Origin of the sequence: Aquimarina mycalae (assembly GCF_029906345.1) — a bacterium.
GTDB lineage: Bacteria > Bacteroidota > Bacteroidia > Flavobacteriales > Flavobacteriaceae > Aquimarina.
The window spans coordinates 302,334-320,594 of the sequence record NZ_JARYGY010000003.1; the positions used below are offsets into that span (position 1 = coordinate 302,334).

At 32.5% G+C, this 18,261-nt stretch carries 16 protein-coding genes; 13 read left to right on the top strand and 3 right to left on the bottom strand.

Annotated elements, in window-relative coordinates; genetic code table 11:
- The first annotated feature begins 116 nt into the window (after window positions 1-116).
- The 5 genes from QBK95_RS09120 (at window position 117) to QBK95_RS09140 (ending at window position 3,302) form a co-directional block, all read left to right on the top strand.
- Complete coding sequence (locus QBK95_RS09120; protein WP_348637332.1) at window positions 117-563, top strand: helix-turn-helix domain-containing protein; 447 nt, start codon at window positions 117-119, stop codon at window positions 561-563.
- Window positions 564-643: 80 nt separating this feature from the next.
- Window positions 644-1,021, top strand: coding sequence for a DNA topoisomerase IV (locus QBK95_RS09125; protein ID WP_280932845.1), 378 nt, complete (start codon window positions 644-646; stop codon window positions 1,019-1,021).
- A complete protein-coding gene (locus tag QBK95_RS09130) occupies window positions 1,021-1,827 on the top strand; it encodes a TerC family protein (protein WP_280932847.1) in 807 nt (268 codons plus the stop codon). Before QBK95_RS09125 ends, QBK95_RS09130 begins: the two co-directional genes overlap by 1 nt.
- Window positions 1,828-1,887: 60 nt before the next feature.
- Window positions 1,888-2,466: a PhnA domain-containing protein gene (locus tag QBK95_RS09135; RefSeq protein WP_280932849.1), complete on the top strand. Its 579-nt coding sequence runs from the start codon at window positions 1,888-1,890 to the stop codon at window positions 2,464-2,466.
- A gap of 125 nt (window positions 2,467-2,591) precedes the next feature.
- The gene (locus tag QBK95_RS09140) at window positions 2,592-3,302 is read left to right on the top strand and encodes a M35 family metalloendopeptidase (protein ID WP_280932851.1); all 711 of its coding nucleotides are present in this window, start codon (window positions 2,592-2,594) and stop codon (window positions 3,300-3,302) included.
- Window positions 3,303-3,367: 65 nt separating this feature from the next.
- Here QBK95_RS09140 and QBK95_RS09145 read toward each other — a convergent pair whose 3' ends face one another.
- A complete protein-coding gene (locus QBK95_RS09145; RefSeq protein ID WP_280932853.1) occupies window positions 3,368-6,022 on the bottom strand; it encodes a DNA gyrase/topoisomerase IV subunit A in 2,655 nt (884 codons plus the stop codon).
- Window positions 6,023-6,057: 35 nt separating this feature from the next.
- Window positions 6,058-7,911 (bottom strand): DNA topoisomerase IV subunit B, encoded by a 1,854-nt coding sequence (locus QBK95_RS09150; protein WP_280932855.1) that lies wholly within the window; start codon window positions 7,909-7,911, stop codon window positions 6,058-6,060.
- Window positions 7,912-8,313: 402 nt separating this feature from the next.
- Here QBK95_RS09150 and QBK95_RS09155 point away from each other — a divergent pair, with 402 nt between their 5' ends.
- The 6 genes from QBK95_RS09155 (at window position 8,314) to QBK95_RS09180 (ending at window position 12,866) form a co-directional block, all read left to right on the top strand.
- Window positions 8,314-8,769 (top strand): GNAT family N-acetyltransferase, encoded by a 456-nt coding sequence (locus QBK95_RS09155; protein WP_280932857.1) that lies wholly within the window; start codon window positions 8,314-8,316, stop codon window positions 8,767-8,769.
- A 28-nt stretch (window positions 8,770-8,797) separates the two neighbouring features.
- Window positions 8,798-9,244: an acetyltransferase gene (locus QBK95_RS09160; protein WP_280932859.1), complete on the top strand. Its 447-nt coding sequence runs from the start codon at window positions 8,798-8,800 to the stop codon at window positions 9,242-9,244.
- Window positions 9,245-9,346: 102 nt separating this feature from the next.
- On the top strand, window positions 9,347-10,066 hold the full coding sequence (locus QBK95_RS09165; RefSeq protein ID WP_280932861.1) for a metallophosphoesterase family protein: 720 nt from the start codon (window positions 9,347-9,349) through the stop codon (window positions 10,064-10,066).
- Window positions 10,067-10,212: 146 nt separating this feature from the next.
- Window positions 10,213-10,542, top strand: a complete 330-nt coding sequence (locus QBK95_RS09170) for an ArsR/SmtB family transcription factor (protein WP_280932863.1) — start codon at window positions 10,213-10,215, stop codon at window positions 10,540-10,542.
- Entirely contained in the window at window positions 10,535-10,984 is a 450-nt protein-coding gene (locus tag QBK95_RS09175) for an SRPBCC domain-containing protein (protein ID WP_280932865.1), read from the top strand. Before QBK95_RS09170 ends, QBK95_RS09175 begins: the two co-directional genes overlap by 8 nt.
- Window positions 10,985-11,126: 142 nt before the next feature.
- Window positions 11,127-12,866: a phytoene desaturase family protein gene (locus QBK95_RS09180; RefSeq protein WP_280932867.1), complete on the top strand. Its 1,740-nt coding sequence runs from the start codon at window positions 11,127-11,129 to the stop codon at window positions 12,864-12,866.
- A gap of 62 nt (window positions 12,867-12,928) precedes the next feature.
- On the opposite strand, the gene QBK95_RS09185 is transcribed toward QBK95_RS09180, so the two are convergent.
- Window positions 12,929-14,806 (bottom strand): M61 family metallopeptidase, encoded by a 1,878-nt coding sequence (locus tag QBK95_RS09185; RefSeq protein ID WP_280932869.1) that lies wholly within the window; start codon window positions 14,804-14,806, stop codon window positions 12,929-12,931.
- Between the two features lie 125 nt (window positions 14,807-14,931).
- Here QBK95_RS09185 and QBK95_RS09190 point away from each other — a divergent pair, with 125 nt between their 5' ends.
- Together QBK95_RS09190 and QBK95_RS09195 are read left to right on the top strand one after the other, a co-directional pair.
- Entirely contained in the window at window positions 14,932-15,696 is a 765-nt protein-coding gene (locus QBK95_RS09190; RefSeq protein WP_280932871.1) for an alpha/beta fold hydrolase, read from the top strand.
- A gap of 95 nt (window positions 15,697-15,791) precedes the next feature.
- Complete coding sequence (locus QBK95_RS09195; protein ID WP_280932872.1) at window positions 15,792-18,233, top strand: prolyl oligopeptidase family serine peptidase; 2,442 nt, start codon at window positions 15,792-15,794, stop codon at window positions 18,231-18,233.
- The last annotated feature ends 28 nt before the right edge of the window (window positions 18,234-18,261 follow it).

An 18,261-nucleotide genomic window follows, 5' to 3' on the forward strand; every position in this document is an offset into this window, starting at 1 on the left:
CTTTTTAGTAATTTACAAATGTAAACTCATTTTTTAAACCGTTTGTTTACCTTTGTAATCATATTGCTAACTTAAATCTGTTTACAATCGTCAACACAGCTGCTTTCGGAAAAAGAATACAAGAAATCATGAAGTTCTATCATGTTTCTGCGTCAGGATTTGCTGATGCGATGGGCGTTGGACGTTCTTCTATTTCGCATATTCTTTCTGGTAGAAACAAACCCAGTTTAGATTTTGTAATGAAAATTACCGAAGCTTATCCCGAAGCTGAATTATACTGGTTATTGTATGGAAAAGGCACATTTCCTAAATCTGAAAAACCTACAAGTATTGACCAGATAAAACCTCAAACTTTAACGCCACCTTCTACTCCAACGAAAATTACAGAACAAATCACATCGAAACAAGATTTGTTCTCACCACAAACATCTACTTCAAAACCAGATATAAATACTACTCCTGAAGCGGAAAAACCTGTTAGACAGGTTTTGTCTACCACTAAAGAGATTAGCCAGATCGTAATTTTTTATATAGATGGTACATTTGATGTGTTCAAGAATTAAAAAATCTTAACAACTTTTCTTGTCTATATTACAGAATCTATTGAAATAAATTTATTTTCGTTTATTCTTATAAAAAATCTATGAAGCGAGTCGCTTTTCTATTATTTATCATCATTTTTATTTCGGGTTGTTACCAACAAGAACGGGATTGTACGGATTTTCAAACAGGTACTTTTGAATTTGAGACCTATCTTAACGGAGAACTAGCTAAAACTACTTTTATTCGTAATGATTCTATTGAGATTGATTTTTTTCAGGGTAAAAGTGATACCGCTAGCATTCGATGGATAAATGATTGTGAATACATCGTAAAAAAACTGCATCCAAAGAATATGGCAGAAGAAAAAGCTATACATATGAAAATATTATCTACCGATAAAGACACTTATACTTTTGAATATGGATTGGTAGGCGCAAAAAAAAATAAACAAAGAGGAACCGCTAAAAAAATTAAATAATGTTAGAGATTTTTACAACCGCAGATGCCTGGGTAGCCCTGTTAACATTAACATTTCTTGAAATTGTACTTGGTATTGATAACATCATATTTATTTCATTAGCCTCAAGCAAATTACCAGATCAAGAACAAAAAAAAGCAACCAATATAGGGTTGTTATTGGCAATGGTAATGAGGATAGTGTTGTTATTTGGAATTTCTTTACTTGTGGCTATGGAAGCTCCTTTCTGGCATATCAATCTCCCATGGATTGAAGCAGGAATCAGTGGACAATCCTTAATACTCTTTGGAGGTGGAATGTTTCTATTATATAAAAGTGTTCATGAGATTCATGAAAAAGTAGATGAAAAAGGAGAAGAAGAAAAAGAAATTCAAGCCAAAAGTTCTAGCTCACTATCCAAAGCTATCGTTCAGATCACTTTGATTAATGTAGTGTTTTCTTTTGATTCTATTCTTACCGCTGTTGGTATGACAAATGGATTAAGTGATAATCCAACTGATGCATTAATTATAATGATCATTGCTGTAGTAATTTCTGTTTTGATTATGATGGTATTTGCTACTCCAGTAGGGCGTTTTGTAAACAAACACCCTTCTATACAGATACTTGGGCTTTCTTTTTTAATTTTAATCGGTTTCATGTTGATTGCAGAAGCTGCACATCTTGCACATCTCCAAATATTTAATACAGAAGTAGGTACCATACCTAAAGGATATTTATATTTCACGATTGCATTTTCTCTATTTGTGGAGTTTATCAATTTTAAACTAAGAAAAAACGGGAAGCCTCAGAAACAAGAAGATTAAGACTAAAGAATACATTATTATTTTTCTTAAGCACTAATCCTAACGTATTGACTAAAACAAATGAGTAAATTAAAAGAATTACAAGATCGTAGTGGATCTGTATGCGAATTATGTAGTACTACTAATGACTTGTCGATATATGATATTCCAGAATCGCCTAATGTGGGATTAGACTCCAGTATTTTGATATGTATAACCTGTAAAAAGCAAATCGAAGATTCATTAACAATGGATGTGAATCATTGGCGTTGTCTTAATGACAGTATGTGGAGTCAGGTTCCAGGTGTACAAGTAATTGCATGGCGAATGTTATCTAGATTAAGAACTGAAGGTTGGCCACAAGATCTATTAGATATGTTGTATCTAGAAGATGACATATTAAAATGGGCTCAAGCTACAGGAGAAGGCAAAGATGAAAGTAACAACATAAAACATATAGATTCTAATGGTGCTGTATTGCAAGCTGGAGATAACGTGGTTCTGATAAAGGATCTGAATGTAAAAGGAGCTAATTTTACTGCAAAACGTGGAACCGCAGTTCGAAACATATCTTTAGTACATGATAATCCAGAACATATCGAAGGTAAAGTAAGTGGTCAACATATTGTAATTTTGACCAAATTTGTTAAAAAATCATAGCTACTCACTGCAAAATCAAACTGTATCTTAACCAATTTTCATATATTAGTAATACTAATATTTTTATTCCCTATTGCTCTAAATATCAACAAACCTACATCATCATCTGATATTAAACTCTTTTTATGTTTGCGAATTTTAGTTCTACGGAATATAGACAAACAAGAATAGCCTATCGTAATGCGATCGTTCTTATTCGTCAAGCCCATTATGCACTACATGATTACATAACAATTGGTCGTCAGAGTACTGTTAGTACGGGAGATCGAATTAGAATTGAAAATGCTTTATTCAATTCGTTTTATTATTTTGAGAGAAATAACAGCTCATATACCAGAAGAAACGGAACGAATTCTAATAATAGATTCTTAAGAGATTATGGTTATTCTATTGATTCTATTTCCAGAAATCTTAATCAACTAAATAGACATGCTACGCATTATGAAGTACAGCGTTCTTGGAGCGATATGGATGGAGATGATTTTATAAGAGTGTACGAAAGTAGTAATGATTTAAACAATGTTGTCAATAGGATAATAGCGTATTCTGTTAGATCCCGACCTCATGTACATACCGATCAGAGATCTAGAGAACATGGAAATATTTATTTAAATTCTGGTTTTTTTACTTTAAGCGCAGATCATCAAATAGGTGTGATAATCCACGAAATGTGTCATACCGTATTAAGGTTTGGGTTTTCTAGAACCACTCCTAATTCTAATGATACTTACATGCAAGACAATGGATATGACACTATGACCTTAAGCCAAGCTATTGTTAATCCCGACAAATATGCACAGTTTATTTTACTTCTTGCAGAAAGAAGTTTACTCTAAAATATAGTTCTAAATTTTTGAAGTTAACTAGTAAACAAACACTTTAAATAATCACACTTAAGACGCTAAAAAAGAGTTGTTTGATCTGTATTATCTTCGTTTTTTCCGTCGCTTTCTTTAGTGTTGTTTTTAGTACCTGAGCTCACCGCCTCTTCCTCTATAACTTCTATTTCTTCAGTTGGTATTTCTTGAGGCTCTTCATATGGTAACGAGTCCAACAGGTTTATTTGTCTTACCTTTTCTGTAGTTAATTGATTACCTTGAGCCTTGATACCTTTTACAGAAATGAAATCCTCTAAGCTTATTTCGTCATTTGGTTTCTGATCTTTTCCTCTAAGTTTATTGTATACAATTTCGGCTACTGGTCTATGATCTGTAGAAACAATTTCTAAAAATGATTTCTGATGTTCAGAAATAAACACCTCTTCTCTATCTGCATTCTCAACCAAAAATCGTTTCACATAGTATCGTTCTTTTTCTCCATCCCAATAAATGGCCGATATTGGTTTCATCGGTTTCCATTTTTCAAGCACAATCATATCAGAACCAAAATGCACTGTAATCTCAGGTACAATTGTTTTAAGAGCTCCTTTTTGATTAATAATCAAGAGTCGGTCTTCTCCTTTAAATTCACCAAGCAACTCTCCTCTTCCATCAACATTTAATCGTCTAACGGTATCATCAAACCAAATTTTACGAGGCTTCAAGGTTGAAACCCCTTGTTCCTTCAGTTCAATTTTTTTAATATTATACTTAGTTACAATATTTCCTTTTACTCCTCTTCCTTTAATTAACAAGTCAGAAAAATCAAGATCAAACTTTAATTTCTTTATACTTCCTGCTTGTCGTAAGAAAATCGTAATCACTTCAGCTTCTCCATTCGGGTTAGCAGTAAAATAAGTAATCTTTGAACTCTTCTTCCCTTGAGTTAAATCATACTCTTTATCTCTTGTAACTCCAGTAACTGCAAATCGTTTCACATAAGATGCTCCTCCTCGACCATCCTGATAAATCATATTATAAATCGTACGTTTATCTTTTTTCTTAAAGACAGCAACGTGGATAATATCCTTACCAACAAAAGTTTTAGCATCTACTTTAGTAATCATCATTTTACCATCTGCCATAAAGCAAATAATATCATCAATATCGGAGCAATCTGTTACATATTCATTTTTTCGAAGTGACGTTCCTACAAAACCTTCTTCACGATTTACATATAACTTAGTATTTCTAATAACTACCTTAGTAGCTTCAATGTCATCAAAAATTCTTATTTCGGTTTTACGTTCTCTTCCTTTACCATAGGTGTCTTTCAATCTTTTAAAATAAGAGATTGCATACTCTATAAGGTGTTCCAGATGGTGTTTTACTTGCGCAATATCTTCTTCTAAGGCTTCGATTTTTTGTTGTGCTTTATCAATATCGAATTTGGATATTCTCTTAATCCTAATTTCTGTTAAGCGTACAATATCATCTTCGGTGACAGGTCTCTTTAAATGCTTTATATGTGGTTGTAAGCCTTTATCAATAGCCTTAATAACACCTTCCCAAGTTTCTTCTTCTTCTATTTCGCGATAAATACGGTTTTCGATAAAGATTCTTTCCAGTGATGCAAAATGCCATTGTTCTTGCAATTCGTTTAATTGAATCTCTAGTTCTTTCTTCAACAATTCTACAGTATGATCTGTAGAACGTCTTAGCATCTCCGAAACTCCAATAAAATTTGGTCTGCTATTTTCTTCAATTACACATCCCAAAGGAGAGATTGATGTTTCACAATTTGTAAAAGCGTATAATGCATCAATAGTTTTATCTGGAGAAATACCGCTTGGCAAATGCACCAATATCTCTACTTCTGCAGCTGTATTATCTTCAATTTTTTTAACTTTTATCTTACCTTTATCGTTAGCTTTTAGAATAGAATCTATTAAACTAGAAGTTGTGGTAGAGAACGGTATCTCGCTTATAACCAGCGTGTTCTTATCTAGTTGAGAGATTTTTGCACGTACCCTGACTTTTCCACCTCGGTTACCATCATTATAGTTTGTAAAATCTGCAATTCCTGCAGTTGGAAAATCTGGTAGAATTGTAAATCGTTTTCCTTGTAAATGTTTTATTGAAGCTCCAATTAACTCTATAAAATTATGCGGAAGAATTTTAGTACTCAACCCAACAGCAATTCCTTCTGCTCCTTGTGTAAGTAACAAAGGAAATTTTACAGGAAGATTAATAGGTTCTTTTTTTCGACCATCATAGGATAGCTGCCAATCTGTAACTTTTGGATTATACACAACATCCAATGCAAACTTAGATAAACGTGCTTCTATATATCTGGATGCAGCTGCTCTATCTCCTGTAAGAATATTACCCCAGTTACCTTGCATATCAATTAGCAAATCTCTTTGACCTATTTGCACCATCGCATCTGCAATACTAGCATCACCATGTGGATGATACTGCATAGTATGCCCTACAATATTTGCCACCTTATTATATCGGCCATCGTCTAAATCTTTCATAGAATGTAAGATTCTTCGCTGTACTGGTTTCAAACCATCTTCTATTGCTGGTACAGCTCGCTCCAGGATTACATAGGATGCATAATCCAGAAACCAGTCTTTATACATTCCGGTAACTTTGGTAATTACTTCCTGAGGTTGATGGTCCTCTGGAGTTATATCGTTATGTAGTTCTTCGTTTTCGTTTTCTATATCCATACCTTTTTGCGGGCACTTTTTTGTATTCCTTTAGATTATTCTTCTACTGCGTCTAATTCCACCTTTAAGTTTTCTATAATAAACTCTTGTCTACTTGGTGTGTTTTTCCCCATATAAAAAGACAACAGTTCTTCTATAGACTTATCTTTATCCAGCATTACTGGATCCAAGCGAATGTCTTCACCTATAAAATGTACAAATTCATCTGGTGATATTTCTCCCAGCCCTTTAAATCGAGTGATTTCTGGTTTACCAGATAACTTATTAATTGCATCCCTTCTTTCTTGTTCAGAATAACAATAGATTGTTTCTTTTTTATTTCGCACTCTAAAAAGTGGTGTTTGTAAAATGTACAAATGTCCTTCTTTAATCACCTCAGGAAAAAACTGTAGAAAGAATGTGATTAACAGCAATCGAATATGCATTCCATCCACATCGGCATCAGTAGCAATAACAATATTATTATACCTAAGATCTTCTAGAGATTCTTCAATATTTAGCGCAGCTTGTAATAGATTGAATTCTTCATTTTCATACACAATTTTCTTACTCATATTATAGCTGTTTAGTGGTTTCCCACGTAAGCTAAAAACAGCTTGTGTATTTACATCCCTTGATTTGGTAATAGATCCACTTGCAGAATCTCCCTCTGTAATAAACAAGGTACTTTCCAGATTTCGGTCTTTTTTACTATCGGTAAGATGTACACGGCAATCTCTTAGTTTTTTATTATGTAAACTTGCCTTTTTTGCACGTTCGCGAGCTAGTTTACGAATCCCAGATAAATCTTTACGTTCTCGTTCTGCTTGTAATATCTTTCGTTGGATACTCTCCGCTACGTCAGAATTCTTATGCAAAAAGTTATCTAGTTTTGTTTTTACAAAGTCATTAATAAAAGTTCGTACCGTTGGCAGTTTTCCACCCATTTCGGTTGATCCGAGTTTGGTTTTGGTTTGACTCTCAAAAACTGGCTCCATTACTTTAATACTTATAGCAGATACTATAGATTTACGAATATCACTAGCTTCATAGTTTTTACCATAAAACTCTCTTATCGTTTTTACAACTGCTTCTCGGAATGCCGCTTGATGTGTACCTCCTTGCGTGGTATGTTGTCCATTAACAAAAGAGTGATACTCCTCGCTATACTGAGTCTTACTATGTGTAATAGCTATTTCTATATCTTCTCCTAACAAATGAATAATAGGATATAGTCGATCATCTTCATTAATATTATCCGATAGCAGGTCTTTAAGTCCATTTTCCGAAAAATATTTTTCACCATTAAAAATTATGGTTAATCCAGGATTTAGATACACATAATTTTTAAGCATCTTGGCTACATATTCTGTACGGTACTTAAAGTGTTTAAAAATAGTGTCATCTGGTACAAATGAAACTTTTGTACCTCTTCTACGAGAAGTTTCACCTAATGTATCCTGATTTGTAAGGTTTCCTTTTTCAAATTCTGCAGAAGCCGATTTACCATCACGTGTAGATTCTACTCTAAAATAAGTCGACAAAGCATTTACTGCTTTGGTACCAACCCCATTTAATCCTACGGATTTTTTAAAAGCTCTGGAATCGTACTTACCACCAGTATTCATTTTAGATACCACATCCACTACTTTACCTAATGGAATTCCTCGGCCATAATCTCTTACAATTACTTTATCACCTTGAATGGATATTTCAATAGTCTTACCAGCACCCATGACATATTCATCAATAGAATTGTCTAATACTTCTTTTAGTAAAATATAGATTCCATCATCTGCAGAAGATCCATCTCCGAGTTTACCAATATACATTCCAGGACGCATACGGATATGCTCTTTCCAATCGAGGGATCGTATATTATCTTCGGTATATTTAGTTTCCTTACTCATAAAATTTTGGGTAGAATGCTTGCTAATATAAGCTTTCACTTACAGAATTAAAATAGTCATACTACAAAGTAATTAACAATTCTAAAAAGGTTTTTGTTGATTATTTGGCACACAGTAGATTGAAGAGTTATATGGTCTTCTTTTACCATCAAAATAAGTTCTAAATACACTGTACTGATATATTACAGTTGTTTTTCTATATTGCCACAAGAGTATAAAATTATTGCTTTTGTATTGATTATATTTTTTTATTTAAAATAGACGTTTTTATAGTTTTCAATACATAAACACAACATAATTAACTCAATACACGATTAAAAATTTTAAATATACAATCAATCAGTTTCGACAAAAAAAGATATCTATAAAAGTCCTCTTATTTTACATTAAAATCTTCTCAATATGAAATTTAGAAAAGCAACCAAAAAAGATCTCCCAACCATTATAGAAATGATTGCTGATGATCCATTAGGAAAAACAAGAGAGCGCTTTCAAACACCATTACCAATGGAGTATTTAAAAGCTTTTAAACAAATAGATGCTGATCAAAATCAAGAATTAATTGTATTAGAAAATGAAGACTCTGAAATTATAGGAACATTGCAATTAACCTTTATTCAATATTTAACGTATCGTGGAGGAATCAGAGCTCAAATTGAAGCGGTAAGAGTTAGAAAAGATCAAAGAGGGCTTGGAATTGGAAAAGCAATGTTTACATGGGCAATTGAGAGATCCAAAGAACGAAATGCACATTTACTTCAGTTAACAACAGATAAAAAGAGGCCTAAAGCAATTAATTTTTATAAAGAATTAGGATTTATAGATTCTCATGAAGGAATGAAGATACATTTTAAATAAAAATAATTTTATATTGGTAATTAAAACGATGAAATATCAAATAGATAATATTAATAAAACAGAATACCCAGAAGTTGTAGATGTATGGGAATCTTCAGTTAGAGCCACTCATCACTTTCTAAAAGAAGAGGATATTGCGTATTTCAAGCCTTTAATTCTGAATACTTATCTAGATGCCGTAACATTAAGATGTATTAGAAATGAGCACAAAAAAATAATTGGTTTTATGGGAGTAGCAGATCAAAATTTAGAAATGTTATTCATTCTTCCCGAATATAGAGGAAATAGCATAGGCAAAACATTAGTAGAACATGCTGTTCAGCAACTAGATATTATAAAAGTAGATGTAAATGAACAAAATGAGCAAGCAATTGGGTTTTATGAACATTATGGATTTGAAACAATTGGTCGTTCTGAACTAGATTCTTCTGGAAAACCTTATCCAATTTTACATATGAAACTAAACCACAAATAACGATTTATATGATGCTCACCTAAGCAACAAGCAAAAATCCATACATACAAACACATTGGATATCACAACAATTCAAAACACCTTTTCCAACATACCCAAATTATGAACACAAAAATCGCCTACATTACCGATATTCATCTAGATGAACAATTTACTACTGATCAAGGAATAGATGCTCGCAAAAATTGGCAAACCATCTTAAAAGATATTACTGATAAAGAAATTGATGAAATCATTTTTGGAGGAGATATAGGCAAAGAATCTGCAAACAAGTGGTTTTTTGAATCATTACGTGCATACAATATTGCTATTTCTTTAGGGAATCATGATTCTTTTAATGAAGTTACACAACACTATGACAATCGTATTGATAAGACGCAAACCGAGTTATACTATACTCAGGAAAGAGGTTTTTACAAATTCATATTCTTGGATTCGAGTACTGAGATGATAGGTCAAGAACAATTAAACTGGTTAAAAAATGAACTCTTAACCACAAAAAAGATTGTCATATTTATACATCATCCAATATTAGCTATTAACGCAGCGGTAGATAAGAAATATGCACTAAAAAATCGTCTTAAAATAAAAGAAATATTATTCAACATTAAAAATGAGATTACTATATTTTCTGGACATTACCATTTTAATGATAAAAGTATTGACAATAACATTACTCAATATGTCACTGCTGCAAGTTCTTATCAAGTGGAAAAACTACCGAATGAAATCAAGTTAAATAATGAAACTTTTGGGTATAGAATTATTGAGTTATCTAAAAATGAAATCACTACGAATTTAGTAAGTTTTTTAACGAACTAACAAACACTTTACATCAACAAGAAACTATATCTAATAATCATACGAGCTACGCCCTAACCCAAGTATATTAATATTTAAAACTATTAAAAATATTTGCGTAACCGAATGATTACATATGTATTTGTAACCAATCAGTTACATTTATTATGCGAAGAGATGTTTTTCAGGCCATTGCAGATCCCGTTAGAAGAGAGATTATTTCGCTTTTAGCAAAAGAAACCTTATCCATCAATTCTGTTGCAGATAAATTTGATGTAAGTCGTCCTGCAATATCAAAACATTTAAAAATACTGGAAGAATGTGGAATCATTGCTATTGAAAAACAAGGTAGAGAACGATTTTGCTTGATTCAACCTACAAACTTAATTCCAGCTTTCCTTTGGATTGAGCAGTACAAAAACCTATGGGAAGACAAATTAGATTCTTTTGAAAATTACCTAATCAAATTACAATCAAAAAATAAAGAAAATGAGTAACACAAACAATCGTACATTAACATTAAAAAGAACCTTTAACGCTCCTATTCAACTAGTCTGGGAAGCTTGGTCGCAGCCAGAACATATTGTCGAATGGTGGGGACCAAAAGGAATGGAAACTAAAATAGTAACGCATGATTTTAGTATCGGTGGCTCCTGGAAATACGTTATGTTAATGCCAGATGGGAAAGAATTTATTGCTGATGGGATATATTCTGAAATTGTAGAGTTAAAAAAGATAATTTCCTCTGCTAATTTTAAACCTATGACAGAAGGTGTGGAAATACAAGCGTTATTTGAAGAAAACGGGAATCAAACTAATTTTACATTTAATGTAGTTCATCCAACAGAAGCATATTGTAAACAACAAGAAAAAATGGGATTCATGAATGGTTGGGGATCAGTTTTTGATAGACTTAGTGATTTTGTAAGTAAACAGTAAAGTAATTAAAGTAGTTACATACTAATAATAAAATCAAAACAAATATTCACAATTGTTTCTTTTTAAACATTCAAAAAATAATACCTTTAACAAAAAACTGCTTGTTTAAATAAAACTTTCTCAATTAGGTATTATATAACGCATGGAAAAAGAAAATTGTGATTACAAAGCACCTGTTAAAAATCAAGATGCTCTAGGTACAAATAACGATTATGATACCATCATAATCGGATCTGGCGCAGGAGGTCTTTCTGCAGCAATATGTTTAGCGCGTGCTGGTCAAAAAGTATTGGTATTAGAACAACATGATGTTCCTGGAGGCTGGTGTCACAGTTTTTACTTGAATGGATATCGTTTTACTCCTGGTGTGCACTACATTGGCTTATTAAATAAAGGAGGATCAACAAGTACGCTTTATGAAGGCCTTGGGATAGCTAATGATATTAGTTTTTTTAGAATGAACCCCAAAGCTTATGAACATTGCTGGATTGGTGACAAGCGTATAGATATGCCTGCTGGATATGATAATATAAAAGAAGCTCTTTCTCGGCAATTTCCTGAAGAAACAAAAGGGATTGCCAAATATCTAAAACTTGTTAGCGATGTAAGTTATGAGTTACAATTAATTCCTAAAGTGAAGGGATTCTGGGCACATATTACAATTCCATTTCGAACAAAAAACATGGGTAAATACAGTGTCTTTAGTTTACGAAAAGTAATCTCTAAACATATAAAAAACCCGTTACTTAAAGCGGTACTCAATATACAGATTGGAGATCACGGATTACCTCCTTCTAGAACAAGTTTTCCTCTACATGCTGCTGTTATGGGACATTATTCTAATGGTGGCTATTATCCAATTGGTGGCGGTGGTGCATTAGTAAAAGCAATGACCAATGCTTTAAAAAAACATCACGGTGAGATTAGAACTAGTCAGAAAGTAAAAAAAATTCTTCTAAAAGGTGATAAAAAAAAGAAAGCTATAGGAGTACAACTCGAAAATGGAGAAAACATTTTTGCGAAACGTATTATTTCTAATGCAGATCCAAATAAAACTTTTATTGACTTAATAGGAAAGAATAACATTAGTAATAAACTTAATAAGCGCCTTAGTAAAACTAAATATTCTTGTACTTCGTTAATGCTTTTCTTGACAGTAGACATGGATGTTCGCAAAGCTGGTTTAGATTCTGGAAACATCTGGATGATGGAACATGAAGATCTTGACGCTATATTCGAGAAAACTCAGAAAATAGATATTCTGGATGGCGACATTTTTCCTGGAATGTTTATTAGTTGCACAACATTAAAGGATCCTATAAGTTTTGATGGCAGATATCATACCATAGAAGCAATTACCTATATCAACCATGAATCTTTTAGTGCATTCAAAAATGAAGAAGATATTCGTTCTGAGGCTTACTTGACATTCAAAGAAAAGCTAACTGTAAAAATGATTAACACCCTAGAAAAAGCTATTCCAGGTGTTAGTGAAAAGATTGTTCAAAAAGAACTGGGTACACCAATAACTAATGAATATTATATAAATTCTACTAATGGTTGTGTATATGGAACAGAAAAAAGTTTCTGGCAAATCGGACCTTTTGCATATAAATCAAAAAGTGAAATAGAAAACCTTCATTTATGTGGAGCCAGTGTTTTATCACATGGAGTTGCTGGAGCAGGGTATTCTGGTGTGGAAACTGCAGCAAAAATTCTTAATTGTAGACAGGAAGACCTTATACAACCAGATGATTCTCAAAACATACGTATCTATGAAGCTGAAGACGATTCTGAATATCCAGAATGGATGCAAAAAAAGATTCAGGTAAAAAAGGATCGATTGGCTGCAGGAGTTGGAGGATTTCCAGAGGTTCAATAAAAATAATACGATTAGAAAAAGGAGCATTAAAGTATATGCTCCTTTTTTAATTTAAATACATATTATCCTTTAAGCCAAGCTTTTCTAAGAGCAATTTGTTTTTCTGTTGGATTATCATTAGTACCCAAACTTTCTCCTTTTGTATAAGCTTTAGCTACTTTAGTTTTTATTACTACCTCTTCTCCCGCTCTGTTTAGCTTTAACACTAAATCATCACCTTCTTTCCACTGAAAAGTACCTTGTAACACTGAATTAGCATTTATTAATGTCAATTCGGTGCCATTAATTTCTTTTATAACATCATTAGGTTGTACTCCGTTATCAGTCCAAAAACTATTTCCAGATACCAAATCATTAAAGAAAATACTTCCTTTTTCCTGATCTCCGTTAACAATAAGTGCTCCTCCATTTCTAACATAACTAGTTTCTATGTCTTTTATCCCAACAGAAAGCCCTACTTTTTCAAAAAACTCAATATAGTTGATTGGTGTATCCCCAATCACGTGAGTCTTTAAAAATTCTCCAATAGATGGATATGTCATTGCAATTATTTCTTCTATAATCTTATCATCTTCAAAAGGTTTGTTTTTACCATATTTTAACGACAATTCTTTCATAAGGGATAATATTCCACGAGTTCCATTACTTTCTTCTCTCATTAATATATCAATACACATCCCAATTAAAGCCCCTTTTTCGTATACATTGTTATAATTTTTAGCATATGGTTCATTAAGAATATTCTCACTCATAACTGTAAAACTCATCGCATCATCAAATGTATTAGCTGATTGAATTTTACTCATCATTTTAGTATAGAATTCATCTTCTGTTACCAAACCTTGATCTATTTGAAATACACTGGCAAAATATTCAGTTACACCTTCATACATCCATAAATGTTTAGAAAAAGTTGGATTATTATAATCAAAATAATGTACATCTTCAGAATGCACACTTAGTGGTGTAACTATATGAAAAAACTCATGAGATACGACATCGATCATTGCTGAAGTCAATGCATCCTCAGGAATAGCTTCTGGCAATACTACTACGGTGGATGTATGATGTTCCAGAGCGCCAAAACCTGTAGGTGCCGTCTGTGATTGCGGTGCTAGATATAAATATATATCATATCTTGATGTACTATTGATATCACCTAAGTAAGCTTTCTGTGCCTTCATCATTTTAAAAACAGTTTCTTTTATACCTGCTGCTGTATATACCTTATTAGGTGAATACACGCTTAAAACGATTTTGATTCCACCAACTTCAAACTCCTCAATATCTAACTGACCGTACATCATTGGATTATCAGTAATTTCGAAATACCTAGAAGCAAAATATTTATCCGTAACAATGGTACCATCTTCATTCTTTTCTGAACCAATATTCTCTAATGCTGATGTTCTTTTCATTGCAGAAGGAGCCTTTACCTCCAACGCATATTGATTGTTTTTTAATACGTCAAAATAACCAATAAATCCATGAAGGTTTAGCACAAAATTATCAGGTTCTATATTTGTTCCAGATGGCGAAAACGGAGTACCTTGTGTTGTGTTTTCGATATCAAAAGTATCGTTAACAAGGTATACAATCTTATCTAATTGCTTGGCATTTGGGATTAACCAAGTATTTTGATCTAGTTTCTCTACAGTCAATTCAACACCCTTATAATCAAGAGCTCTAAAATTATCCACAAATTTACCAAAATCACTTACTGCATATGTTCCTTGTACAACTTTTGGAAGGTAATACTTAACTGTATCCTGAATAAATCGTCCTGGATTTATAACCACAGGGACTTTATCATCTGTAATCTGCGTTAAATCTACCTTAGTAGCAATTGGGGTTTTTGAGGCAATATCATTTGCTTTGTTTATAGTTCCACATCCAATCAGCAATAAACTAATGGACAATGTGATAATTACATTTTTCATGTATATAAATATTTACTAAGCTAGACGCTAAAAGTTTATACGTGTTACAATTTTAATCCTCCAAAATATACAATTTGTATAGACTTTAACTTATTTTTGGTATTTATTTACTTACACTACCTCTTTTGGATATTACAATTAACACACATCGAATTCGACTTTCAACTTCCAAAAAATCATTAGATCCATTAAAAAAGACGATCATTTTCTTACACGATTCTTTGGGATGTATTGAGCTTTGGAGAGATTTTCCTGAGAAAATAGGTGCAATTACCAACTGTAATGTTGTATCCTATGATCGATTAGGTTATGGAAAATCCGACAGTTTTTCTGAACTAAAAAGAGATCACGATTATTTAAAAAAAGAAGCAGATGTTTTGAGCACAATTATAGATCAACTAGGGCTTCAAAAAGTACTATTGTTTGGTCACAGCGATGGTGGTAGTATCGCATTATTGGCTGCATCATTGTATCCTGAAAAAATTACGGGAATCATTACTGAAGGCGCACACATTTTTGTAGAAAAAGAAACTCTACAGGGCATAAAAGATGCGCAAATAGCATATAACACTACGAACCTAAAACAAAAGCTATCTAAATACCACCATAAAAATACAGAAAATGTATTTCGAATGTGGGTAGAGACTTGGCTTTCTCCATCATTTATTGATTGGAATATAGAAGATTATTTACCAAACATACAATGTCCTTCTCTTATTATTCACGGAGAAAATGATGAATATGGGACAATTAAACAGGTAGAGACGATTGTACAAAAGACTACTGGAAAATCCATACCACTTCTTATTCCTGATATTGGACATACACCCCACAAAGAAGCAGCAGATATTGTAATTGATAAAACTTTGGAATTTGTCCTAAATTTATGAATCTATGGTACTAATACTTCCCAAAAGTCTATAAAATCAAATGTTTGAAGAATTAAATCAATATTTTTGAATTGTTATATAAAATTCAAAAAACTATGAAATTCATCAAATCATTTTTAATACTCTTAGTACTGAGCTCCACCCTACAAGCTCAAGAAAGTTTAGAATATCAAAAACCTGTAAAGGAAATTTTAGATTTAGTCGATGTCCCCTTAGCTCCATCCATTCGGATTGATCAAAAAGGTGAACATATGATTTTCTTATATCGAGATGGTTACAAAACCATTACTGAATTATCAGAAAAGGAAATGCGATTAGCTGGATTAAGGATAAATCCAAAAACGAATATTTCAAGTCGTACAAACTATTATAACAATATAAAATTAAAAAAAATAGAAAATGAGCCTGTTCAGGTTACTGGACTTCCTGCAAACCCAAGAATATCCAACATATCCTGGTCTCCAGATCAAACCAAAGCTGCATTTACAAATACAAATGTTGATGGTGTTGAACTTTGGGTTTTAGATATCAAAAGTAACAAAGCAAGTAAGATTACTGATGCTTCTCTAAATGCAAATATTGGATCCCCTTTTAGGTGGTTTAAGGACAACGCTTCTTTATTGGTTAAATTTTTACCTAAAGAGAAAAAATCCTTGATTAACGTTGATGAAGCTGTTCCTGCTGGACCTACTATTTCCATTAGTGAAGGAACAAAAGCACAAAATAGAACATATCAGGATTTATTAAAAAATCCAAATGACGAATATAATTTTGAGCAATTAGCTACTTCTGAAATATATAAAGTGAATCTAGATGGTTCTAAAAAATCCTGGTCTAAAGTAGGAATGATTCTTAATTATTCTTTTTCTCCTGATGGTAATTATATTATGATTACAGAAATTAAAAAGCCATTCTCTTATTTAGTTCCATATTACCGTTTCCCTCAAGAAACAGCTATTTACAAAAGTTCTGGAGAAATTTTTAAGACCATTAATAGCGTTCCTATGGATGAAGTACGTCCTAAAGGTTTTATGGCTACAAGGATAGGAAAAAGGTCTATTAACTGGAGATCAGACAAACCTTCTACTTTAGTTTGGGTAGAAGCTTTGGATAAAGGAGATCCAAGTATCGAAGTTGAATATCGGGATGAAGTGTTCCAGCAAGATGCTCCTTTTGAAAGCAAACCAGCGTCAATACTAAAAACAATTAATCGATTTAGTAGTATACAATGGAGTAATGAAAAAGAGATAGCATTTGCATATGACTATTGGTGGAATACAAGAAATACAAAAACGTATATTTTTAATCCAAATAAACCTTCTGAAACACCAAAGATAATTCACGATCGAAACTACCAAGATCGATACAATGATCCTGGAAATTTCGTAAGATCAAGAAATGAGTTTGGAAGATCTGTTATAAACATTATCAAAGGTGATGCATATCTTACTGGAGATGGTTACAGTAAAGAAGGGCAATTTCCGTTTATAGATCAACTCAACTTAAAAAGTAACAAAACAAAAAGAGTATATCAATCTTCGTATACTGATAAAGTAGAAAACATCTATTTTGCCACTAACATAGATAAAGGAGAATTTCTTGTTGGAATAGAATCTCCAAATGAGTATCCAAATTTTTATATTAGAAACATTAATTCTAAAGATAAACTAAAACAAATCACCAATTTCAAAAACCCTTTCTCTGCTATTCAAGATGTTCATAAGGAAGTTATTAAATACAAAAGAGAAGATGGATTAGAGCTTTCTGGTACTTTATATTTACCGATTGGCTATGATAAAGCTAAAAAAGAAAAAATGCCGATGATATTATGGGCTTATCCAGAGGAATTTAAGGATAAGAAAAGTGCCTCTCAATCTACATCAAATCCTAATGAATTCACTTATCCGTTTTGGGGTTCTATGATTTATTGGGTAACTAGAGGTTATGTTGTACTGGATGATGCTTCTTTTCCTATTGTAGGAGAAAATGATGAAGAACCTAATGATTCTTTTAGAAAACAATTAGTAGCAAATGCAAAAGCTGCTATCGATGCTGTTGATGATTTGGGATATATTGATAGAAATCGTGTAGCTGTTGGTGGCCATTCATACGGAGCATTTATGACCGCAAATCTATTGTCACATTCTAATCTTTTTGCCGCTGGTATAGCCCGAAGTGGTGCATATAACAGAACACTAACTCCTTTTGGGTTCCAAAGCGAAGAACGAAGTTATTGGGAAGCTCCTGATGTATACAATACGATGTCTCCATTTATGCATGCAGATAAGATGAAAACTCCTTTATTACTTATACATGGGAAAGCTGATAATAATTCTGGAACCTATCCATTACAAAGTGAGCGTTATTTTAATGCTTTAAAAGGACTAGGAGCTACAGCAAGATTAATTATGCTACCCAAAGAAAGTCACGGATATAGAGCAAAAGAGTCCATTCTTCATTTATTATGGGAACAAGACCAATGGCTTGAAAAATATGTAAAGAATAAAAAAATGCCAGTTTCGGAAGGCACAAATTAATTAAAAATAATGATGCCTGATAGTAGTG